The organism is Methanosarcina baltica, assembly GCF_055394095.1.
The window spans coordinates 3,510,803-3,534,387 of sequence record NZ_AP042463.1; the positions used below are offsets into that span (position 1 = coordinate 3,510,803).

Genomic DNA, 23,585 nt, shown 5'->3' on the forward strand with positions numbered 1-23,585 from the left:
ATTAAAATAAGAGGTGTGGAAAAATGGAATGTAAAAGGATTCTGGTTGTTGAGGACGAACACATAGTAGCAATAGGCATTAAGAAAATGCTAAAAAGCCTGGGGTATACGGTCACAGGCATTGCCTCTTCGGGAGAGGACGCCATTAGCAAGGCGGAAAGTACCTTTCCGGACCTGGTGCTGATGGACATTATGCTTAAAGGAGATATTGATGGAATTGAAGCCGCTGAAGCTATCAGGAACATTATTGATGTCCCCATAATTTACCTGACCGCCTACTCTGACAACAAGGTCCTCGAAAGGGCGAAAACGACCTCACCCTATGGCTATATTGTGAAGCCTTTTGATGAAAAGGACCTGCACATCAGTATTGAGATGGCCCTGTACAAACACATCAAAAAGAAGTAACTCCTATGTAAGAACCCTCCCTCTAACTTCCGGAAACTGCTGAAGGCTCTGCTACCTGAAAACAGCCCTGAATTTGACGAAGTGAACTACCCCCACCTGTCAGCCTTCGGCTGTCGTGTTAAACCATAGGTTTAACAGGAGTTTCTAATTTTCAGTTAGAAACATCGAGGAAGGAGTCTTCTGCGACACGAGATAAATTATATTCGTCAGCATATGGCCCCTTCCTCAAAAATTTGAGCCACTAGACGAAGGTTTTAGGGAGAAGAAGTTGACCCTTCTCGCCAGCTCATTTCTATCTTTTCATACAGGCCTAGCAAGTTGTTTCTCGTAATTTTGAAATACGGATGGTCCTGCCCAAGTTCCTTTTCAATAATCTCAAGGGCCCGTTCGTACAGTTCGATTGCTGTTGCGTATTCCCCCATGCTCTCATGCAGACCTGCCAGGTTGTTCAGGGTTGTTCCCACGTCCATGTGCTCCGGGCCAAGGACCTTTTCATTAATCCTGAGGGCCCTTTCATAAAGAGGCTTTGCCTTTTTATTTTCTCCCATACTGCGATAGAGTTCGGCCAGGTTGTTCAGGGTCTTGGCGACCTCCGGGTGTTCCGGGCCAAGGGCTTTTTCGTGGAGTTTGAGGGAGCGGAGGTAGAGCTCTTCAGCGGCTTTGAGCCGGCCCTTTTGCACGTAGACCCCGGCCAGGTTGTTCAGGGCTCCCGCATAGGCCGGGTGGCCGGTTCTTTCCAATTTCTCGAAAATGTCAAGAGCCTGCCTGAGGAGCACCAGGGCCTTTTCATGCTGGCCGGTCTGGTGATAAAGCAGGCCCAGGTTGTTCAGGACCCGGGCGATCTCGGGGTCTCCGGAAAGCTCGGAAGGACTCGTTTTTTCTTTTTCTTCGTTTTCTTCCTTTCCTTTTTCCCCGGCTCCGGTTATTCCTTCCCGTATCTCAAGGGCTTTCACATAATTTTTCATGGCCTCATCTGTCCGGTCCATCTCCGAGAGAAGGACTCCGAAATTATTAAGGGTGCCAGCAATGTAGGAGCTGCACCTTTTATTTTCCGGGCCTATTGAACTGAGTTTATCTCAGCTTTCAAAGAAGAGCTATTTTTGCCTTGATTTGCCACAAAAATCAGTGGCAAGGAAGATCCGTTAAAAAAAATATTTGTAAGGCCTAAGTTCTAAATTACATTTAAAAAGCCTATTGTATCTGTTTTTTGAAGAAATATCTTTATATACGTAGAACCTAAATTTATATCATGGTTTTTTTAAAACAGAAAATAATCAACGGTAAAAAATACTGGTATATTATTAAAACTGGCAGAATTGATGGAAAAGTGAAAACTATATTTCAGATATATTTAGGCAATGCCGAAAAAATATTTGAAATGAAAAAACAGAGTGAATCATTGCCCTACATGAAACTGAAATCTTTTGAGTACGGCAAACTTGCCGCACTTCTTCATGTGAATGAAGAGCTTGGATTCGTTGACATAGTGAACAAGCACACTATGAAAAAATCAATCGATGGTTTAAGTGTCGGAGAGTATCTTTTACTTGATATAGTGGGGAAATCTCATGGAGTTTTAAGTGAAAACGGTATTGGGGAATGGTTCAAAAAATCGGCCTTATCTTTTAAGTGGAAATTCCCTCATAAATTAAATTGTCAGAATTTTTTGAATCATATGAATTACATTGATTCCGACACAATGAAAAATATTGAAGACGATTTGTGCCGAGTTCTCATCGAAAAAGGACTAACCCCTTCAGTACTGTTTGTGGATGAATCAAACTGGTTCACTTATGCTACCAATTATGATGAAAAAAGTGAATTGCTTCATAAAGGGTATAACAAAAAGCATCGTAAAGACAAAAATCAGGTATCTGTAGCGCTGGCTGCTAATGATTACAACTTACCTTTTATTCACGAGACATATCCAGGAAATGTGCATGATTCAGAGGAATTTTCAGGTCTGGTTGACAAAATAGTAAACCGTCTAACCGAATTGAATATTTGTTCGGAAGACCTTGTTCTTGTTTTTGATAAGGGAAACAATTCAAAGGACAACATTGAAAAAGCAACTTCAAAGATGAATTTTGTAGGGGCTGTAAAAGCAAATCAGGCAGATGATCTTCTTGAAGTGCCATTATCTAAATATCAATTTTTATATGAAAGCTCAGAAGGCCACAAAATTTATGGCTATCGGACAAAGCATCAGTTTTACGGGACAGAATTTACAACAGTAATTACTTTCAATGAAGGAACTCACAAACTTCAAAAAAGAACTTGTGAGTCAAATATGTCAAAAATAACTGAGAATCTGGAAGACCTACAGAGGAGACTGGAAAGCAACAGAGGAAAAGCAAGAAACAGGAGCAGTGTAGAAAAAGAGGTTGCAGACATTATTATCAAAAAATACAGAAGTATGGTGAAATATGAAATTACTGATGCTCCTGAAGGTAAGAAAAAACCTCAGTTAAAGTTCTGGATTGACGAAGAGAATAAAAATAAGCGCGAAAATTCATTAGGAAAAAATATACTATTTACAGATAAGCACCGTTGGCACACTAAAAAAATTGTGCAAACATACAACAATAAAGGCGCTATAGAGGATGATTTTAAGCTATTGAATGATCACCTGCTTGTCCCTGTGGGACCGGTGTACCACCACAAAGATGAAAATATCAAAGTTCACGTATTTCTGTCTATAATTGGCTTACTTTTCTACAGATATTTAGCCTGGGAGACAAAGAGATATGGTCTTTCTATGAGAAGACTAATTGAAAATTTGTCCGAAATTAGGCTGGCAGTTATCCAGGATAAAGAATCAAATAAGTGTAATATTATTCTGGAAGAGATGAGTACAAAGCAAGCATCATTATTTTCTTTCTTGAACCTGGGTAATTACCTGCCACCCCAATAAAAACGTCATCAGTAGGATTATTCATTCCTTAGGCCCACACAAACAAAGCCGCTTGATAACGGAAAAACATGCATCTTTGAAAGTAAAGTTTATCCAGGATCTTCAGAGCCTGCTCGTAATAAGAGAGAGCTTTTTCATATTCTCCCATGCTCCGACAGAGAAAGGCCAGCCTGTTAAGGATCCGGACGAATTCCAGCCCACCTGGAGCCGGGGAGGTATTTTTGAGGATTTCAAGCATTTCTTCGTAAAGGGAGGTGAGCAGTTTCCAGGCCGCAACCCTCAGAAATGGGTCGGTCCGTTCGATAAACCAGTCGAAAAGTTCCGGAGCCTCAAATAGCATTTTTGCATGGTAAAAAGCTCCTTCTAGGGCCTCTTCTTCCTCAGGCCCAATGGTCTTTCCTGGCCCGAGTTCTTTTAACATGTTGTCGTAGTAATCGAAAACGGCTTGATGTTCAGCTTCTGTCATTTTTTTGTCTGTCATTCAACCCCTTCTGAAAAAACCGTTTGATGATGAGTATAAGCTGGATTTTCTAAAGAATACTTTGAATTGATGTTATATTACCTTTGCACATCCTGCGTTCATCAAAAAAAAGCACAACAGGATTTAAACACTTTCAACCACGGAAAACACAAAAGAACACGGAAACGGTTAACTGGTTATTTTTATATTATTTTCCCACAAAATGATTTATACTTTCCCTGCTTAGGATACCTCTCACTTCTTTAAAATTCCACATCTATCACAAACAGGACTCTCACAGGATGCACGAACGCAGTAAATTTTTAGGTACGGAAAAAATAGACAAACTTCTCTTCAGACTCTCGGCTCCTTCGATTATAGGGATGCTCGTTTACGCCTGCTACAATATAGTGGATGCGATTTTTGTGGGTCATGGTCTGGGCGATGCGAGTGTACAGGCCATAGGTGGCCTTGTGATCGCATTTCCCATTCACATGCTGGCAATGGGAATCTCAATCGGCCTCGGAGTGGGCGGAGCGTCCATTATTTCGAGGGCGCTTGGGTCAAAGGAGTTAAAAAAAGCTGAAAAAACCCTCGGGACCGTGTTTTCCCTGGCTGTTTTCCTGGGGCTGGCTTATTCCTGCCTGGGCCTTATTTTTCTTGACCCCCTTCTTTCTCTTTTCGGGGCCACTGAGGGAATCCTCCCTTACGCAAGGGAATACCTTCAGGTTATCATGGCGGGAACGATTGTTTTTACCCTCGGGATTGCCGCCGAGGACCTGGTGAGGGCCGAGGGAAACGCCCGTTTCGCGATGTTTGCAATGTTCCTCGGGGCTGGCCTGAATATCCTCCTGGACCCGGTTTTTATCTTTGGTCTGGGAATGGGAGTAAAGGGAGCCGCAATTGCCACGGTGATCTCCCAGTCTGCATCTGCGGCTTTTCTTTTGAGCTACTTTTTCAGGGGGAAAGGAGCCGTAGTCTTCAGGCTGGAAAACCTGAAACCGGACCCCGTAATCTGCAAGGAAATGCTGGTCATAGGAATGAGCCCCTTCATCATTGAGGCCTCGAACAGTTTCATGATGATTTTTGTGAACCATGCCCTCGGAGCCAACGGAGGGGACGTTTCGATTGCCGCTTTCGGAATAATCAACCGCCTCTTTATGTTTATCTTTCTCCCCATGCTCGGGATTTCTTTTGGGCTGCAGCCGATTGTGGGCTATAATTACGGGGCAAAACAGTTTTCGAGGGTGGTCGAGTCCGTAAAACTGTCCCTGAAGGTGAGCACGCTTTTTGCCGTTCTGGGCTTTCTGGTCCTCTTTTTTTTCCCGGAGTACATCCTGCCGATTTTCAGCCCCGATGCCGAACTTATAGCCGTCGGGAAGGATGCTATGAGGATTATCGTACTGGGCATACCTTTTATTGGATTTCAGGTAGTCGGCACAACCGTCTTTCAGGCCCTCGGAAAGGCCAGACCGGCGTTCCTTCTTTCACTGGTCCGGCAGATCCTTTTTTTGCTTCCTCTTATACTGGTGCTGCCTCGCTTTTACGGGCTTAACGGGGTCTGGGCTTCTTTTCCGATTTCGGATATCCTGTCTTTCGGGCTGGCGGCCTGGTTGCTGTTTCGGGAGTATAAGAAGTTTGGAAAAAAGGAAAAAGAAGAAGAAGTGGGGTGAATGAAAGTTTTTAGTAAAGTGTAGTCATATTCATTTCTATAGAAGGATTTCCAGAAAATTGTAGAAGAAAGTTGAGTCTTGTCTTTAGAAGGATAATATTATTTTGGATAATCTTTAATATGTATCGAACATATTGAAGTTTTGATACAATGCAAAATGATAATTATGACAATTTCTTAGTTGAATTATTTAGACAGAATTGTGAAGATATTAGGCATTTAGAGCAAGAGCAAAATCATTTCATTACATTTTTTGGCTCTTTCTTGGTAGCCATTACAACTTATTTGTTAACCACTCAAAATTATTCTTCAAGTACTCAAAACAATAACTTATGGTCATTAGTATTTGTATTATTATTTGCGTTATTGGGTCTATTTATTTCATTTCAAGTAAGCTCTCAAATCAATCATTATCAAAAACAAACTGTGAAAATAAAAGAAGAATTCAATATGCCAAAAAAATTTATTAGTTTTACTGAAAATGATCATTTATTATTAAAAATTACTAGGATTAAATACTTGTCTATATCTTTTTTTACGATTTTCGTATTTTTATGTATTATGGCATTAGTTCCCAAATTTTAAGTGCATATAAGTATTTCTTCAAATCTATGATCTTGGTAGGTGTCGATTTTGAAATGTGGAACTAGTGTAGCGTCAACAATCAAGCATTAGACAATTACAAACGATTGTAATTGATTAGATACGACATCACATGTTTGACATGACACTAGACTTCAGACTTTCCCGACGCTCTCGATTTTAATCATCCATAAATCTTCAGAAACTGGCCCGAAATAAGTTCATCAATTAACTCAAAATCAATAGCATCCTCATTTTCAACAACAGGTTTAGCTTCGGCGGTCCCGGCCCCCAGAACATTATTTATATTATTTAACACCGCTTTTATTCTGATTTTTATGTGAAAATCATAAGGTATATATGTTATTATTTTTGTAATGTATATCAGCAAGATCAGAAAATATAACCACAGAAAATGATGTGGCATGAATCACATTGAAAAAGAAAAAAGATAGTAAATTCCTGAAATAGTGAGGAAATATTCATTCCATGACTGTTCATTCCAGGGATATTTGTTACAAAACTGTTCGGTATAAAGCTATTACCAGACGAAAATTCTAAGATTTTAAGATACATTAGTTTTGGTTGTGTGCCTCGTTTTTTAGGTACCGCTTGTCTGACGGTCGAGCTTCATTTTTCTTACGGCATGTCCCGATGTTCTCATTGCTTTTTGCGGCAGCAGACTGTAAAAATGCTGTTTTGCGTGTAATGATTAAGCATAGCATAAGGCTTATCTGGTTTTGTTTTTCAGGGAAGGCGCCCCGCTACTTTCGGGATTTACATTTTAATATTAATCAAAGGAGGAATTTTCTGTCTCAAAACAGATCAAAGTTTTTTGTACTTTTATGTATTTTTGCTCTGCTTGCAGTGTTTGTTTCGGGTTGCACCGAAAATTCGGAAGAAATAGACGAGCAGAACCCTGAGCAGCAGACTGTCATTGTGGGCGTTGGCCCCTGGGGTACAGCCTATTCCAGTTCATATGTCATCAAGCAGGTCCTTGAGGAAGCCGGCTACAATGTAGAACTCGATTTCGTAGATATCGGGGTAGCCTATCAGGGAGTAGCCCTTGGAGACCTGGACTGCTACACGGATGCCTGGGTCCCTACATGCCATGAGAAATACATCGAAAAGTACGGGGACCAGTTAGAAATGCTTGGCAGCAATATGAACGGGACCCGTATAGGCATGATCGTGCCTACATACGTCCCGATTGATTCGATTGACGAATTGAAGGAACATACCGAAGAGTTCGACGGAAAAATTATCAGCATTGAACCCGGTTCCGGTACTGTCCGGATGAGCGAACAGGCGATAGTGGACTACGAACTTGAAGGCTATGAGCTTGTCACCGGAAGTGAAATCGGCATGCTCACCGAGCTGAAAAGTGCAATCGAAAACGAGGAATGGATTGTCATCACCGGCTGGACCCCCCACTGGAAATTCTCCCGTTGGGATCTCAAGTACCTCGATGACCCTAAGAATGTCTACGGAGACGATGAGTACATCGCAACCTTTGTAAGACCGGGGTTCAAAGAAGACAATCCTGGGGCATATGCCATACTCGATCGCTTCAACTGGGAAGCCAAGGACATGAACTGGGTGATGTACAAAGTAGAAAACGGAGCATCTGACGAAGAAGCCGCAACGATGTGGATAGAAAACAACCCCGATAAAGTAGCAGAATGGCTGGGGGAAGAGTAAGCTTTACAGTCAGTGATTAAATCGAAACCCGTTCAAAATTTTGTTTTCACAGAAGTTCTTTTAATGGCTTCTGCTTTATTATTTTTTCAGTTTATTTACTACTATAAGGTCCTTTACCGTAAGGTTCTCCATATAACATTAATATAATATTAATATTTAACTTCTCTAAGTAAATTGATGTAGCATTATACTTGAAGAGTACATAGGCAATTTGGGCAAGCTCCGACAACACAGTCTAGAAGAAATCTCCAGAGATTTCGTATTGAGAGGGGCCGTTGAAAGGTATTTGTAGGTCTCCCTTGAATGAATACTGGATATAGGTAAGATGCTCATTTTAATGGAAAGGATTTAACACCCAGAAACTTACGACAACCTGCAAAACGGCGTTGAAAACATGGAACTTTTCATCGAATACACTGCCCGTTTAGCTGAGAAACAGGACTAAAGAAGATATCGAGGCTTACATCAGGAATCTAAAGACCAAAATGATAAAAATTCTTGAAGAGAAGAACATAAGGGTGTGAATTACAGAAACACAGCAGAAAGCCACAAGGCTTTACAGGCTGTCCAACGATTACTATCAGTAATATTGGAATTCCGTTTTTTTCGATTTAAAGGCTTTATATACCTTTTTTTTACCTGTTTTTGCCTTGAAATTGAATTGTCGGACAGCTTCTTTAGTATGGGGATGAATGCGTCGAGACTACAGGGGCCGGTTTAAATAAGTTCGAATGTTAATAAATATTTTTATATATTCTTAAACTTTACTTTCAAAGATGCATGTTTTTCCGTTATCAAGCGGCTTTGTTTGTGTGGGCCTAAGGAATGAATAATCCTACTGATGACGTTTTTATTGGGGTGGCAGGTAATTACCCAAGTTCAAGAAAGAAAATAATGATGCTTGCTTTGTACTCATCTCTTCCAGAATAATATTACACTTATTTGATTCTTTATCCTGGATAACTGCCAGCCTAATTTCGGACAAATTTTCAATTAGTCTTCTCATAGAAAGACCATATCTCTTTGTCTCCCAGGCTAAATATCTGTAGAAAAGTAAGCCAATTATAGACAGAAATACGTGAACTTTGATATTTTCATCTTTGTGGTGGTACACCGGTCCCACAGGGACAAGCAGGTGATCATTCAATAGCTTAAAATCATCCTCTATAGCGCCTTTATTGTTGTATGTTTGCACAATTTTTTTAGTGTGCCAACGGTGCTTATCTGTAAATAGTATATTTTTTCCTAATGAATTTTCGCGCTTATTTTTATTCTCTTCGTCAATCCAGAACTTTAACTGAGGTTTTTTCTTACCTTCAGGAGCATCAGTAATTTCATATTTCACCATACTTCTGTATTTTTTGATAATAATGTCTGCAACCTCTTTTTCTACACTGCTCCTGTTTCTTGCTTTTCCTCTGTTGCTTTCCAGTCTCCTCTGTAGGTCTTCCAGATTCTCAGTTATTTTTGACATATTTGACTCACAAGTTCTTTTTTGAAGTTTGTGAGTTCCTTCATTGAAAGTAATTACTGTTGTAAATTCTGTCCCGTAAAACTGATGCTTTGTCCGATAGCCATAAATTTTGTGGCCTTCTGAGCTTTCATATAAAAATTGATATTTAGATAATGGCACTTCAAGAAGATCATCTGCCTGATTTGCTTTTACAGCCCCTACAAAATTCATCTTTGAAGTTGCTTTTTCAATGTTGTCCTTTGAATTGTTTCCCTTATCAAAAACAAGAACAAGGTCTTCCGAACAAATATTCAATTCGGTTAGACGGTTTACTATTTTGTCAACCAGACCTGAAAATTCCTCTGAATCATGCACATTTCCTGGATATGTCTCGTGAATAAAAGGTAAGTTGTAATCATTAGCAGCCAGCGCTACAGATACCTGATTTTTGTCTTTACGATGCTTTTTGTTATACCCTTTATGAAGCAATTCACTTTTTTCATCATAATTGGTAGCATAAGTGAACCAGTTTGATTCATCCACAAACAGTACTGAAGGGGTTAGTCCTTTTTCGATGAGAACTCGGCACAAATCGTCTTCAATATTTTTCATTGTGTCGGAATCAATGTAATTCATATGATTCAAAAAATTCTGACAATTTAATTTATGAGGGAATTTCCACTTAAAAGATAAGGCCGATTTTTTGAACCATTCCCCAATACCGTTTTCACTTAAAACTCCATGAGATTTCCCCACTATATCAAGTAAAAGATACTCTCCGACACTTAAACCATCGATTGATTTTTTCATAGTGTGCTTGTTCACTATGTCAACGAATCCAAGCTCTTCATTCACATGAAGAAGTGCGGCAAGTTTGCCGTACTCAAAAGATTTCAGTTTCATGTAGGGCAATGATTCACTCTGTTTTTTCATTTCAAATATTTTTTCGGCATTGCCTAAATATATCTGAAATATAGTTTTCACTTTTCCATCAATTCTGCCAGTTTTAATAATATACCAGTATTTTTTACCGTTGATTATTTTCTGTTTTAAAAAAACCATGTAACTATTCAGCCTACTGATAAAAAAAGCATAGTTTCAGCTAATGTTGCAACTATCGGATAATAGCGGCGCTCCATTGAGCGCCGCTCGAATAGCATCCATGACATTCAAGCTATTCTTTCTAATAGTGGATATGTATCCCCGAATTCTGCAGAAAGCTACCGCTCCTTCGATGCTTCGGAAAGTTCCCGAAATCTTCTGTTGTAGCTTCATCATTCTGATGTCTCGCTCTGCTTGATTATTATCAAATGGAACTCTCAGGTCATTGAGGAATTTCAGAATCCTATCCTTGTATTTTATGAACCTATCAAGGAGATTCTTTGCTTTTGTTTGTGCTGGTCTTCCTCTTTTTTTAACCTGTTTTGAGAGGTCAGGAGGTGGATTTTCTTCAATTCCCTCTTTAATTATTTTATCGTATATTTCCTCGAATGCCCTGACTTTTATTGGATCTATTGGAATTTCCATTTCTCTGCATTCGTCGGTATATTTTTTTACTTCACTCAGAAGTTCATTTACTTTTTTAGCCCATTGCTGCTCAAAATTCTCTTCAACTCCAGTGAGGTCCCTCTTAAGATGAGCATTGCAGAGAGCATGTTCACATCCATATTTGTTGTATGATGCCCAACCATCATGAACTACTACCCCCTTGTATTCTGGAAGAAAACCCAAAGCATTCATTGCCTCTGATCCTCTTTTTGGATGTACAAAATAGTATGTCCACAGACTGTTTGAAACAACATGGAGCCACCATTTTGTCCCTAAAACCCTCATTCCTGTTTCATCACAATGTACAGAATAGGCTACCCGTAGATGTTCGAAAACAGCTTTTTCGAAAGGTTCCAATTTCTGGAATAATTCCTTTTCAGCTCTTTTTATGGTAGCAGGGCTGATACGTATTCCATAAAAGTCCTCTGACAAATCACAAATCCGTTTATAAGGAATCAATTGAAAGTTCCTTAAATATACAAGAGAGGATAAAAGGCGAGGTCCATATTGAATAGGGAATTTTATAGAGTCTGGAAAAGTACCTTTGTTTATTTTCCCACAGTGAGGGCATTTCTTGGACTCAGCACGATGTTCGGTAAATATGATGTTCACAGGAGGAATATCAGCTTCTTGCCTGCGTTCACAGTCCCGAACTTCAGTATCTTCAAGATCATGACCACAATTTTCACAGCAGTGAGGGGAATGAAATATTATATGGTCAGGATCCCCAACCATTTCGAAAGTACTTCCAGAATGACCTTTTTGACCACCAGGTTTTTTCCCACTTCTTGTGCGGCTACTCTTAGGTTTAGGTTTTTCATTCACAAAAACGTCAGTAGAAGGAGGTTTACTGCTGTTTTGGCTGTTTTGATTTAGACGAGCCTCTAAAACCCTTACACGTTCCTCAAGTTCAGCAATTTGAGAAGCCTGTTTCTCTATGATAGTCTCAAGTCTCTGAATTACAGCAACGACTGCTTCAGGGCCTTCTTCATAGATTTCAAGAATCTCTTCACGTGTAAGCATGATACTGAAGAGATAGAGTTATTTTATATGCAATTTTTCCTCGAAACGAGGAAAAATTGCCTTTGTTCAAAGTATGGCTGAATAGTTACAAAACCATGATATAAATTTAGGTTCTACGTATATAAAGATATTTCTTCAAAAAACAGATACAATAGGCTTTTTAAATGTAATTTAGAACTTAGGCCTTACAAATATTTTTTTTAACGGATCTTCCTTGCCACTGATTTTTGTGGCAAATCAAGGCAAAAATAGCTCTTCTTTGAAAGCTGAGTTAAAAATGTATAGATGATTGTATGAAACAGGAGGGGTCCCGTCCTCGATGTTTTTAATTGAAAATTAGAAACAAAAATTACTTTTTCCTGCCTGAAACCATCATCAAATCTTTTATGAAAACCCAGGCCGCAAGCAAAAAAGCCGCAGTTATGACAAGTAGTACAGCAAACATGGGCCTGCGGACGAGCAGCCAGAATACCGCAAGGATTCCAAAGAGCCTGAGGATCATGTCCACGGCGTCCCAATTGGAATTTTCCTTTCCCTTTTTTCCGCCGGACTGAGCTGAATAACTCCTTTCCGAAGTCCTCTGGCTGCTCCTGCTGGAATTTTCCTGTCCACCCCAGGTCCAGGAGTACTCTTTTTTCCAGTGGTAACCCTCTCTAGGATTCCCGGAAGGTCTGGTCTGACCTGTCCCAAAAACTCCTCCCCGATCATATTCGGTCTTTTTTTCCGGGTCAGAGAGAACGGAGTATGCGAGATTAATTTCTTTTATACGTTCTTCCGCATACGCACTGCTGTTTTTGTCAGGATGATACTCGAAAACAAGTTTTCGATAGGCTGTTTTGATTTCCTCGTCTGTTGCGTTTTTCGAAACACCGAGGACATTATAATAATCTTCAGTATACATGAGGAGAGGGGACGGTTTTTTTTCAATACCCTGGTACTGTGATTCCAAATTATTGCCATAAACGCGAACCATGAAATAAGTCCATATGTCAACAAATTTCTCGTAGAACCACAAATGGACACGGATAAACACGGATTGAACTTATCCTTATTTAGGAATGAGTCAAATATGATATAAAGTATTTTTGCTTACCATTCCTTAACCAGGGAAACCGGCCTTCGGCCGGTGAGTAAGCTGGATCTTTATATAATCGGATTCAAAAACACTCCTGAATTCTTGAAAGCGGACTAAAAAACGTCAGCACAACCTTAAATATCGTCTTTCAGCGTTCTTTTTCGGCGTTCTTTTTTCGTGTGTTCCGTGGTTTGAGTGCACACACCAAACGTCTCTACCAACAAAAACACAACCTTTATCTCAAACAGCAGAAGACTCCTTCCTCGATGTTTCTAATTGAAAATTAGAAACTCCTGTTAAACCTATGGTTTAACACGACAGTTCCGGCTTTGCCGGAACTGGCAGGTGGGAGATGAATGCGTCGAGACTACGGGGGCCGGATTCTATATTTTTTTAACGTGGTACTGATTGGTCAATCCAACAGAATCCTTTGCCGTACTTTACAATTTTAACTTTTTGAATATTTACTACTTTGGATGATTTAATTGCTGAGGCTCGAAGTTTCACATACTTTCCGTAATTTTGTGCTCCAGCTACATAATATAGCTCTCCTTCGTACTCAACTAAATCCATTGGTTGAATAGGATAATGATTTTTTCTTATGCTGTACCTTCCTTTCTTTGTTTTCCTACCCCTATACACTCTCAAATTTTCCCCGTTAAGATTTTTGTTTCTGGTAGTTCTTCCAGAATTTAAGTCCTGTCCGGTTTTTTGAGTGCCATCCCTCAAATCAATATACTTCGCATCGTAGAATTTCGAGAGGCTTCTGTTATTTCTTCTTATTTGTCGTATTTCATGGGGAGCACATCGAGCCTGAGTTCCCCCTCCAGCAATACAGAAAGCATCGGTTGAATGAGTTTTCTCAAGATTAAGCTCGTACCTTTTCGCTTTTGTGAGATATCCGAAAGTGTGCTCAACATCATACTTTTCTTTTAAAATATCAATGAGCTTCCAGCGTACTATATTCATGAATGTAGCATCTTTGAAGCCTCTTACCTTTGGTTTCCATGTTAAAAGGAATCCTTCGTGATTTTCAGGGGTATGACACTGATTGCAGAGTGTATCAGGTTCTCAGGCCGATCAGAACCACTGTTACTTCTGTACTGGATATGATGCACCTGGAGCAAAGGCTGTTTTGATTTGTTTTTGCAGTCCGGGTTCTGGCAAGAGTATCCGTCTCTGTGCAAAATATAGGCCCGAACGTTATCGTAGCCTGCCTGTTCCCCTTCCTGATACTGTTTGCCTTCAATTTCCGGGTTTTTGATTTTTAGAATGTCGAAGTTCGCAACCTCGACAACGATTTTTGTTATGGGCAAGATTTCGGCAAGATCCTCTATTAATCTGATCTGGCTTTCAAGCTTATGCTTGATAGATGGAGCTAACCAATCTTCTTTGTTAGTGTTTTTGTTGCAACCCGGTTTCCTGTGTCTTATCTGGTTTCTTCGGTTTCCTCGGTACATTCTCCGCTCTTCGTTTCGCTCTGGCATTCCAGCAAGAAGTTTTACCTCTCCTGAAATAAGTTCTTCTTTTTCGGAAACTGCCGAAAATCCTATGTTAAGGAACCCAGTATCGATTCCCAGGGTTATTTCCTGAGTATTTTTTCCCGAAGGATAAAGAAGTTTGATAGTGAATGGATTCCTTTGTACCACTTTTGCCCCACCTGATTTAAGTAATATTCTTGCTTTCCTCGGGGTCGTGGGCATTAATGGTTCGTTGTGTATATTAATGACAAATATTTTCATAGATTTGTCCTCCTTGATTGGAGTGGGTCCACATCGCCACTGTTATACTGACTTGTTAATGACCTGAACACTTCCCCTACCTCTCAGGGATGTTTAATCCAAATCTCCGAGAACGTGTGGAGTATCCTTGAATATCATGACCAGTATAACGAAAGGCTATTCAACTAGGGCTTACCGAAGCAAGCCCCTTACTCTAAAATCTTAGCCTAAGGGCTAAGATTTTAGGAAGGGGTAGTTGACGAGTATAGAGCATTCTGAAAAAAAATTAAGACGGGTTAATTATTGTTTTTCCCGATTTTCCGTGATGTCCTCAATTATACCCTGGAAGTGGGTCGGCACTCCGCTCTCGTCTCGCTGTATGAAGGTTTTTTCCCGCACCCAGCGAACGTTTCCGTCTGCGGTCAGGACTCTGTACTCCTGATAAAACTCCTTTCCTCCTTCCTCGCAGTTTTCTTCGAGTTCGAATTCGACCTGGAACAGGTCTTCGGGGTGTATAATTTTACCGAAGAGGATACGACCTGAAAGGAAGTCCTCGGGAGCGTAGCCGAACATCCTGACGTTTTCGGAGACGTAAAGGGTGGGCCAGTACTTTTCAGCCTTCCAGAAGAAGACGACCAGAGGACTGTTATTGATTACTGTTTCAAGCACCCTCTGTCTATCAAGAAGAGCCTTTTGCTTTTCCAGAAGGGCTTTCTGGCCCTCAAGTGCGTCTTTAAGGTCCTTTTCATTTTGGACATGTTCGTTTATGTCCAGAACAATGCCCTGAAAATGAGTGACATCTCCTTTTTCATTGCGCTGTATGAAGGTTTTTTCCTCCACCCAGCGGATTTCTCCGGTACCTGTCAGGACCCTGTAGCGCATGACAAAATCATCATAGCCCTGTTCAGAGCGCCTTGCAAGCCCCGTGCGGACCCTATCAATGTCTTCGGAGTGCACGATATTTGCATACATGATCCTGCCGGTTGTGAAGTCCTCCGGGGTGTAGCCAAGCTGCGTTACGTTTTCCGAAACGTATTCGGCAGGCCAGGCCTCTCCTGCTGTCCAGAGAAAAACCATGACCGGGCTATTGTTAATAACGGTTTCAAGAGCCTTCTGTCTTTCCAGAACCTTATCCAGAGCTTTTTCGGCCCCCTCTTCCTTCATTAAAGTTTGATTTGAACTCATCCCAATTTCCTCGCATGATATTTTTTTGGATTAATTTCCGGGATTGATTCCCAGATAAAAACGATTACCTGATAGCAACCGCTCTTTGAATATCCCCGGTCCTTCTACAAATTGTTAAAACTTATATATCATATAATATATCAATGCATGATATATAAATTTTATAAAATTAAGTGGTCAGCTCTATCAGCTTATTATTAAAGGCTGTGAAAAGGTTATCTCTTGCAGCTTGAAGAGACTGAGAATTAACGTCCTTTAGCCAATCCCTATAAGTATTTTTAAGTACTGTGATATACCTAAAAAGTTGCTTTTTTGTAGGACTTGTCCTAAACCTCTTATACATTTCTTTTTTAATATTTAGTAAATTATTATACACGAAACGGCAAGCTCCGAAGTGTTGAGCAAGTGCTATTTCTTGTTCCTTTGTTGGATATAGCCGGAAAAGATTTCCCTGTTTCATGCAAACCCCTATCTATATTTAATATTAGTTAGAAGTACTTATTGACAGTGCAACTTATTAAAACCGGCCCCTGTAGCCCCTACGCATTCATTTCCCACCTGCCAGCCTTCAGCTGATAGGTGGAGGTAGTTCACTTAGATACATAGATACTGCTGTATCTGGCATTATTTGCACGGTACTTCCGTAAAAAGGGATAAATTTGCAATATATAAATATTTATATATAATTTGGAGGATTATTATTGAACTGGGCATCTGGAAAATTATTTTTTCTTTAAAATCCCCCAACTACCCCCCACTCCCAAATATCAGATGCCCAATCCCCCACAAATTATTTATCCTTCTGCTTTCCTTAAGCACCTTTTCTCTATTTTTTGCGAACTTTTGAAATTGATCGGTAGATCAACGTAAAGAACCATGGATGAACACGAATAGACACGAATTTAGGCCATTCGTGTTCATCTATCACTAAAACACATTGAAATTTGATCATAAAAACGTCAACCGATAAACAGTGGACTATCTTCATTTTCAAAATCGTAAAATCTCTGACACTTTTTAATTTATATGGAGAAGCGTAAAACCTCTGAGTCTTTAAATTGAACAAACGGAGCAAGACCCCAGTCCCAGGAAAAATGGACACCGGTAATGTTACGATTATGATGGCATTTTTAGTCCGCTTGATTCTTGGAAGTACAGGATTTCGAAAAAAAAAGATGGGGAATATGCCCCTTCGATCAGTACAGGCCTGGTATTTTTTTCATTATTGAGTGTGGTTCAGGACCCAGTCCCCGATAAGCTGCAATGCAGCTGGCGAAATGGTTTCCTGAATCGTTGCGTACTCCGAAGGGCTGCCGGTTTCGGCGGTCTGGAACAGATGATTCAGGCCCGGTATTTCTTTTACTATATAGTCCGTATTGCCCCCGGTCTCCAGAGCCTCCTCGATGGCCCGCAGGTTTTCCTCAGGCGGGACCTGAAGGTCCTTTTCCCCGTTAATTGCCAGCACCGGACACTTCACGTCCATCAGAGTCGGCCGGGGGTCATAACTCAGAAAATAGCGCATCCAGGGAGAGATCAGCACCTGTACCTGGGAATCAATACTGGCGTCGGTATAACTGAAACTCAGTTTCTCTTCCTCGCTCATATCCGCAAAGGCGGTCTTCAAAATTTCCCGGATTTTTGGCCCTGCAACCGTATTATTCATTTCTTCCTTCAGGACAGCAAATACACTCTCCTGAAGAGCCCGGTTCCGCTCGATTGCTTCGGTGTCTTCTCCCATGGCCTCAGCGATCAGGGCACCCTGGAAATAAATGATTTCCTCTCCCGGCAAACCTGGCCCCGCCATGAGCACGATAAAAGCGATATCCGGGTCCCGGACAGCTGCAAGCGGCGCAATCAAACCTCCTTCACTGTGTCCGATAAGCCCTATCCAGGCCGGATCGATTTCCTCACGGCTCTTCAGGTACTCAACTCCCGCAAGGGCATCTCCCACAAAGTCCTCAGTGGTTACCAGGGACATGTCTCCACCTGATTTCCCGACTCCCCGGTCATCCACCCGAAGCACGGCAATCCCCCAACGGGTTAAAGAATCGGCCAGCACCAGGAAGGGCCTGTGTCCGAATATCTCTTCGTTTCTGTCCTGCGGACCCGAACCACTTATGAGCAACACGGCAGGGTAAGGCCCGGCCTTTTCCCCGGAAACTTCGGCTTCGGGAAGGGTTAGGGTGCCTGCAAGCTCAATTCCCGCATCCTTATTTTCAAAAACGATTTCTTCCTCCCTGTAAGGATACGGCTTTACGGGGTCCTGGGGCCTGCTCATATCAGGAACTTTATCAACCCGTTCAAGCATAAGAGGAAGATCAGCCGCCCCCTGTTTCCATTTTCCGTCTATGAAAGTGCCGTCCTCTCGAATCTTTCCTTCAAAAATCCCCTTGATGGACTTTACTTCAAGCTTCAAATTCCCATATTCATAACTGACTCCTTCCACAGGAATGCCATTCGCTCCCTGATCCAGGCTGTCCATGGTAGCAATAACCGAACCGTCAGGCCCGGCGGAGATATTGAATAACAACCTCAACTCCATCCCGGCCTGGACCTCAAGGCTTCCCAACCAGAGCCCTTCGATCTCTTCAATATTTTCAATATTTTCCGGTCTGGAGACACAGCCCGAACCGGCAGCAGCAAAAAGCAATAAGAAAATACATATTCCAATCCCGAGTTTCGCTACCCGAGTTTCGCTTCGGGATCACAGGAAATCATAGATTTCCTGGGAGTTGCGATGAAATCGCAACAGCACGAGGTCCGTTTCGCTCGCTTTGCGAGCTCAAGCGGACTAAAAAACGCCAGAAAAACCTTAAATATCGTCTTCCTGCATTCCTTTTTCCGTGCTTTTCCGTGGTTTGAATGAACACACCAAACGCCTCCACTAACAAAAAACAACCTGTATGAGTATAAAGCAATCCCAGAATTTCTATTCCTTATCCGACTACACTTTAAAATGGGACATGAATCTTTATTTGGCTGATGAAAGCCCTTATAAGGGTACGGAAAAATGGTCTGGTGACTTCAAAGAAGATCCAACGAAACAGGGCTTTGAAATTAAAAAATGGTTCAGGATACTGTAAATTTTATCGTGTATTTCGTTCCATTGTCTCTTTTCAGTTCAAGTTCACCGTCTAACTGGTCCACAAGGGTGCTTATAAGTTGTATACCAAGACTGTCAGGATTTTCCAGATCAAAACTTTCAGGCACACCTATTCCATTGTCTGATACTGTTAAAATAAAAGTGCTGCCCTTTAAGCCCTCATTATTGTTCCTGGTTCCATTATCATTACTTTCCGGAGATTCTTCTTTACAGAGTTCTATTTGAATATTCCCATTATCTCTGTCGGCAAATGCATGTTTGAGAGAGTTTGAAACGAGTTCGTTGATTATTATACCTAATGGGACAGCGGTATCCATATCAAGGAAAATATTTTCTTCCAGGTTTATATTTAAGCTTGTACTTGTATTTCCAAGCCTGTATGTCTGGAAAAGGTTTTTAACGAGCTCTTCAATATATGAGGAGAAGTTTAATGTATTGAGCTTTCCACCTTTGTACAGTTCCTCATGGATAAGAGCCATGGACACCACTCTGTTCTGACTTTCTCTAAAGGCTTCAAGAACCTCTGAGTCCTGAATATATTCTCTGTTGTTGAATTTTTCAGCCTGCAGGTCCAGCAGGGAAGAAACTACCTGCAGGTTATTCTTGATCCTATGGTGAATTTCTTTTTTACGGGCAGTTTCGATATTCGCAAGAAACTTTTTGGTCTCTTTTTTTTCGGTCATATCATAAATAGTACCCTGGTAGAATTCCGGCATTCCATCTTGTCCCTGAATTTTCTGGTAGATTTGAGTAACCCATTTGAGACTTCCTTTCCTGTGTTTTATACGATATTCGATTTCTTTGTAACCCTCAGATTGAGATCTTCGAATATTTTCCCTTTTTTTGAGATAGAGAGACAGGTCTTCTGGATGGATTATGTCTTTCCACTTAATCCGGGATATGAAATCCTTTTCGCTATACCCGGTGATTTCTTCAACAGCGCCATGTATGAATACAGGAACAAAATATTCATCCAGCTTGAAAGCAATCCCATGGAAATTCTGTATGAAAGAGCGATATTTCCTCTCACTCTCTTCAACGTTTTTAATTGCAAGTTTCCATTCCGTAATATTTTTTGTTACTCCTATGGCTCTGTATACTTCTCCTGTATCAGTTTTTAGCCAGACTCCATAGTTTTCGGCATAGATATAACTTCTATCTTTTTTTCTTAACCTGAATTTTACCTGAAATTTTATCTTTTCCTCAAATGATTTTTTCAGGTTTTCAAGCAGTTTAGGCCTATCTTCAGGGTGAACATATTCCATCCAGACCGATATATCTAGGTTCTCTAACTCTTTCGGATCATACCCTGTTACTTCCTTTATGGCTCCTGCCCACCTGACTTTACGTGTTTCAAGATTGAAATCGAATATAACCTGTCCGGTCTGTTCTGCTGCTGTGCGATATCTTCCTTCACTTTCTTGAAGTTCTTTACTGGCAAGTTTTTTCTCTGAAATATCTTTCAGTACTCCTATAGCTCCGTAAGACTGACCCTCATGATCCGTAAGCCAGACTCCGTTGTTTTCTATATAAATACAGGTTCCATCTTTTTTTCTCAACCTTAATTCGTCCTTAAATCTGCCTCCGGCGTGTCTCACTCTCTGAACTTTTTGACCCCCATTAGGTATGTCTGTGAGATGGATATTTTTAATCCAGACTTCTTTTCCAAGCCTCTGGAATTCTTCAAAACTATACCCTGTAACTTCTTCTATGGCACCTGCCCAGCTGCTCTTATCTGTTCTGAAATCATATTCATATATCACCTGCCCTGTTTGCTCTGTGGCAATCCTGTATCTTTCCTCTTTTTTCCGAAGTTTTTCTTCTGTTTTTTTACTTTTGGTTATATCTCTGGTGATAATTGAGACAGAAATCAGCTTTTCAGAGGCATCAAAAACCGAAGAGAGAGTAAATGAAACATTTATTGTCCTGCCGTCCTTTGTTAACCGCAAAGTCTCATAATGGTGGATTTTATCTCCCTGTTTAATCAGGTTAGTCAATTCTTCCGTTTCACCAACCAATATAGATGGTTCCAGAATGGATATGGGCTTTCCCAGAATTTCTTTAGCTGAATATCCATAAATTTGCTCTGCACCTTTATTCCAGCTGGTAATGATGCCATCAAGAGATTTGCTTACAACAGCATCGCTTGAATATTCGTATCTATTCAGCTACCTCTGTTTCTAACTTATATTTCGTATAAACTCAACAATTACTTTTTTCATATAGATTAATATAAAAATCATCGGATTTTGGAATGAGGTTTATGAAATGTGAAGAGATTCTTACTCAATGCCGTTCAGACCCTGAATCCATTGTTTCATATATTGAGGATCTTGAGTCTCGGTATGAAGATCTTGGATCTCGGTATGAAGATCTTGGATCTCGACACGAAGAGCTTGAATCTCGGTATGAAGATCTTGGATCTCGACACGAAGAGCTTGAATCTCGATATGAAAATCTTGAATCCGAAAACACCGAACTTCGAGAAAGACTTAATGAGTTAGAATCTCGCCTAAAAAAGAATAACCAAAACCAAAAAAGAAATCGACTTCCCTCTACTAACAATTCTACTGATAAAATACCTCAATCAAAAGGTTCACAAAAAGGAAGTTTTAGACGTCCTGGCGGCCAAAAAGGGCATCCTGGTTCTACATTAAGGATGATTAAAAATCCTGATAAAACAATCATTTATAAGCTACATAAATGTGAACATTGTGGTTGTAACATTGAGAAGATTGAAGTTATAAATTACGAGAAGAGACAAGAATTTGAAATAATTGTAAGGCGTAAAGTGACCGAACATCGTGCTGAGATCAAAAAATGTCCTTATTGTAACCGCAAAAACAAAGCTGCTTTTCCGAAATCAATTACAAAACCTGTCCAATATGGCAATATGGTTTTAACAATTGCAATTTACCTCCGAAACTACCAATTGATTCCCTATGACCGAATCAAGAAATTATTTAAAGATGCCTTTGGATTTGATATAAGCGTTGGTACAATAATTAGGGCAGAAAATAAGTTATTTCACAAGTTGAAAGGTGCTACAAACCACATCAAGAAGCAACTGATAAAAGAAAATGTCATCCATGGTGATGAAACTGGAATCGACGTTGGTGGTCAAGGGGAATACTGCCATTTAATCTCTACAAAAAAATATACATACTATTTCCATAATAGGAGTCGAGGATCAAAAGCAATGAATAAAATGGGATTGTTGCCTAAATATAGAGGAATTATAGTCCACGATTTCTGGAAACCCTATTTTAAATACAAATGTGAACATGCGGCATGTAATGTCCACATTCAAAGAGAACTTAAAGACATTTATAACATATTCAAGCAAGTGTGGGCTGAGGAGATGTCTGATCTCCTATATGAAATTAAAAAATGCGCAGACTTTGCCAGAAAACAGGGCATACAAATAGATGAAGATACGCTCAAGACCTTTAAAGAAAAGTATCAGTCAATACTAATGAAAGGATTTGAGGACAATCCTCCACCTGAAATCTCGAAAGACAATGGGGTTAAAAGAGGAAGAAAAGCGCAGAGCGATGCAAAAAATCTCCTTGATAGACTTTCAAAGTATGAAAAAGAAATCTTGAGGTTTGCTACGGATCTAAGAGTTCCTTTCAGTAACAACCAAGCAGAAAGAGATCTCAGAATGATAACAGTTCAGCAAAAAATATCGGGAGATTTTAGGAAACCCCATGGAGCAGATGTTTTCTTTAGAATTAGGGGATACATATCTACACTAATAAAGAATAATATACCTACTATAAGTTCACTTCATGCGGCGATTGAAAATGTGCCACCCTTACCCTGAATAGATACGAATATTCCACAATATTCATCAGGTTCTGATATTTCTCTTCGGTCTTCTTGTGTCTGGAACTTTCTATCCGTTCCCATTTTCCTTCCCTTTTGACCAGAGCAAATTGGTGATTGATAACTATTTCAATGATTTCGGTTGCGTTGCATCTGTCGAGAGGATATGCACAGAGAACAATCATCCGGGAGTTGCCGATGATTCTGTCCATTTTTTCCTCATAGTCAGCAAAATCATTCCAATCCTTATTCTCCAGCCAAAAAGTGTTTCCGGCCAGCCTCAAACCATCGTAGCCATTAACCAGGGCCTGATTGAATTTTTTAACCCCATCGTTCAATACTCTCTCTGAATCAAAAACGCCTTCCTGTACATACCAGTGAGTATAGGGAACAATTTCTATTTGCCCTTGCTCCAAATAAACGTCAAAATTAGGAACAGCCCTTTTAAGGGCTTCTTTTGCCTCTTCCACTCCCGAGAGTTGTGATGTGATCCACATACAAAATTCGTTGTTTTCCAGCCCAGCCTTGAAATAGGGGACCAGTATGTCCATCAAATCTTGTTTTGTCTGGTAAAATTGGCAGAAGTGTGTTCCCCAGGGTATATCCCCAATAATATCAATACCAGTTTTTCTAAGGTTATCTCTCATTTCACATCTTCTCCGACCGGGGATTCAAAGACAAAAACTTCGTTGTCTTTTGGCTGTTTTGGGTTAAGGGAATTAATTACTAAAAACCGTAAGCATAAGAATATCCCTGCTTTTTTCCAAATATATGGTATGCCTGTTTTAGAGATAGGTTTCAGGCGGGTCTCCTTCCTCAATGTTTCTAATTGAAAATTCGAAACTCCTGTTAAACCTGTGGTTTAACACGACAGCCGCAGGCTGGCAGGTGGGAAATGAAAGCCACCCACTTC

General features: G+C 40.4%; 20 protein-coding genes. 7 read left to right on the plus strand and 13 right to left on the minus strand.

Annotated features, from left to right (window positions below; translation table 11 throughout):
- Positions 1 to 23: 23 nt before the first annotated feature.
- Positions 24 to 407: a response regulator gene (locus tag ACZ5QV_RS15240; protein WP_464600604.1), complete on the plus strand. Its 384-nt coding sequence runs from the start codon at positions 24 to 26 to the stop codon at positions 405 to 407.
- Positions 408 to 661: 254 nt separating this feature from the next.
- On the opposite strand, the gene ACZ5QV_RS15245 is transcribed toward ACZ5QV_RS15240, so the two are convergent.
- Positions 662 to 1,468 (minus strand): tetratricopeptide repeat protein, encoded by an 807-nt coding sequence (locus ACZ5QV_RS15245; protein WP_464602120.1) that lies wholly within the window; start codon positions 1,466 to 1,468, stop codon positions 662 to 664.
- A gap of 188 nt (positions 1,469 to 1,656) precedes the next feature.
- On the opposite strand from ACZ5QV_RS15245, the gene ACZ5QV_RS15250 reads away from it, so the two are divergent.
- Positions 1,657 to 3,321, plus strand: coding sequence for an IS1634 family transposase (locus ACZ5QV_RS15250; RefSeq protein WP_464599431.1), 1,665 nt, complete (start codon positions 1,657 to 1,659; stop codon positions 3,319 to 3,321).
- A gap of 28 nt (positions 3,322 to 3,349) precedes the next feature.
- Here the strand turns inward: ACZ5QV_RS15250 and ACZ5QV_RS15255 are convergent, their stop codons facing one another.
- Positions 3,350 to 3,802, minus strand: coding sequence for a tetratricopeptide repeat protein (locus ACZ5QV_RS15255; RefSeq protein ID WP_464600605.1), 453 nt, complete (start codon positions 3,800 to 3,802; stop codon positions 3,350 to 3,352).
- A gap of 281 nt (positions 3,803 to 4,083) precedes the next feature.
- On the opposite strand from ACZ5QV_RS15255, the gene ACZ5QV_RS15260 reads away from it, so the two are divergent.
- Together ACZ5QV_RS15260 and ACZ5QV_RS15265 are read left to right on the plus strand one after the other, a co-directional pair.
- Positions 4,084 to 5,454: an MATE family efflux transporter gene (locus tag ACZ5QV_RS15260; protein WP_464600606.1), complete on the plus strand. Its 1,371-nt coding sequence runs from the start codon at positions 4,084 to 4,086 to the stop codon at positions 5,452 to 5,454.
- Positions 5,455 to 5,603: 149 nt separating this feature from the next.
- Positions 5,604 to 6,038: a hypothetical protein gene (locus ACZ5QV_RS15265; RefSeq protein WP_464600607.1), complete on the plus strand. Its 435-nt coding sequence runs from the start codon at positions 5,604 to 5,606 to the stop codon at positions 6,036 to 6,038.
- 181 nt (positions 6,039 to 6,219) lie between these two features.
- Here the strand turns inward: ACZ5QV_RS15265 and ACZ5QV_RS15270 are convergent, their stop codons facing one another.
- Complete coding sequence (locus ACZ5QV_RS15270) at positions 6,220 to 6,354, minus strand: hypothetical protein (protein WP_464600608.1); 135 nt, start codon at positions 6,352 to 6,354, stop codon at positions 6,220 to 6,222.
- Between the two features lie 548 nt (positions 6,355 to 6,902).
- Between ACZ5QV_RS15270 and ACZ5QV_RS15275 the strand changes: the two genes are divergently transcribed.
- The gene (locus ACZ5QV_RS15275) at positions 6,903 to 7,736 is read left to right on the plus strand and encodes a glycine betaine ABC transporter substrate-binding protein (RefSeq protein ID WP_464600609.1); all 834 of its coding nucleotides are present in this window, start codon (positions 6,903 to 6,905) and stop codon (positions 7,734 to 7,736) included.
- An 850-nt stretch (positions 7,737 to 8,586) separates the two neighbouring features.
- On the opposite strand, the gene ACZ5QV_RS15280 is transcribed toward ACZ5QV_RS15275, so the two are convergent.
- The 8 genes from ACZ5QV_RS15280 to ACZ5QV_RS15315 all read right to left on the minus strand — a co-directional run bounded on the left by ACZ5QV_RS15280 (position 8,587) and on the right by ACZ5QV_RS15315 (position 18,391).
- A complete protein-coding gene (locus ACZ5QV_RS15280; RefSeq protein ID WP_464599431.1) occupies positions 8,587 to 10,251 on the minus strand; it encodes an IS1634 family transposase in 1,665 nt (554 codons plus the stop codon).
- A 36-nt stretch (positions 10,252 to 10,287) separates the two neighbouring features.
- Positions 10,288 to 11,760: an IS66 family transposase gene (gene tnpC / locus ACZ5QV_RS15285; RefSeq protein WP_464599339.1), complete on the minus strand. Its 1,473-nt coding sequence runs from the start codon at positions 11,758 to 11,760 to the stop codon at positions 10,288 to 10,290.
- A gap of 349 nt (positions 11,761 to 12,109) precedes the next feature.
- Entirely contained in the window at positions 12,110 to 12,709 is a 600-nt protein-coding gene (locus tag ACZ5QV_RS15290) for a DnaJ domain-containing protein (RefSeq protein ID WP_464600610.1), read from the minus strand.
- Positions 12,710 to 13,228: 519 nt separating this feature from the next.
- Positions 13,229 to 13,804, minus strand: coding sequence for a hypothetical protein (locus ACZ5QV_RS15295; protein WP_464600611.1), 576 nt, complete (start codon positions 13,802 to 13,804; stop codon positions 13,229 to 13,231).
- 41 nt (positions 13,805 to 13,845) lie between these two features.
- A complete protein-coding gene (gene iscB, locus ACZ5QV_RS15300; RefSeq protein WP_464600612.1) occupies positions 13,846 to 14,577 on the minus strand; it encodes an RNA-guided endonuclease IscB in 732 nt (243 codons plus the stop codon).
- Between the two features lie 279 nt (positions 14,578 to 14,856).
- Complete coding sequence (locus ACZ5QV_RS15305; protein ID WP_464600613.1) at positions 14,857 to 15,741, minus strand: PAS domain-containing protein; 885 nt, start codon at positions 15,739 to 15,741, stop codon at positions 14,857 to 14,859.
- Positions 15,742 to 15,910: 169 nt separating this feature from the next.
- Entirely contained in the window at positions 15,911 to 16,201 is a 291-nt protein-coding gene (locus ACZ5QV_RS15310) for a helix-turn-helix domain-containing protein (RefSeq protein WP_464600614.1), read from the minus strand.
- A 762-nt stretch (positions 16,202 to 16,963) separates the two neighbouring features.
- On the minus strand, positions 16,964 to 18,391 hold the full coding sequence (locus ACZ5QV_RS15315; protein ID WP_464600615.1) for an alpha/beta hydrolase: 1,428 nt from the start codon (positions 18,389 to 18,391) through the stop codon (positions 16,964 to 16,966).
- Positions 18,392 to 18,478: 87 nt separating this feature from the next.
- Between ACZ5QV_RS15315 and ACZ5QV_RS15320 the strand changes: the two genes are divergently transcribed.
- Positions 18,479 to 18,607: a hypothetical protein gene (locus tag ACZ5QV_RS15320; RefSeq protein ID WP_464600616.1), complete on the plus strand. Its 129-nt coding sequence runs from the start codon at positions 18,479 to 18,481 to the stop codon at positions 18,605 to 18,607.
- Between the two features lie 203 nt (positions 18,608 to 18,810).
- Here the strand turns inward: ACZ5QV_RS15320 and ACZ5QV_RS15325 are convergent, their stop codons facing one another.
- Positions 18,811 to 21,012, minus strand: a complete 2,202-nt coding sequence (locus tag ACZ5QV_RS15325; RefSeq protein WP_464602121.1) for a PAS domain S-box protein — start codon at positions 21,010 to 21,012, stop codon at positions 18,811 to 18,813.
- A 95-nt stretch (positions 21,013 to 21,107) separates the two neighbouring features.
- Here ACZ5QV_RS15325 and tnpC (ACZ5QV_RS15330) point away from each other — a divergent pair, with 95 nt between their 5' ends.
- Positions 21,108 to 22,670 (plus strand): IS66 family transposase, encoded by a 1,563-nt coding sequence (gene tnpC / locus ACZ5QV_RS15330; RefSeq protein WP_464600617.1) that lies wholly within the window; start codon positions 21,108 to 21,110, stop codon positions 22,668 to 22,670.
- Here the strand turns inward: tnpC (ACZ5QV_RS15330) and ACZ5QV_RS15335 are convergent.
- Entirely contained in the window at positions 22,621 to 23,319 is a 699-nt protein-coding gene (locus ACZ5QV_RS15335; protein WP_464600618.1) for an MEDS domain-containing protein, read from the minus strand. The genes tnpC (ACZ5QV_RS15330) and ACZ5QV_RS15335 overlap by 50 nt on opposite strands.
- Between the last annotated feature and the right edge of the window lie 266 nt (positions 23,320 to 23,585).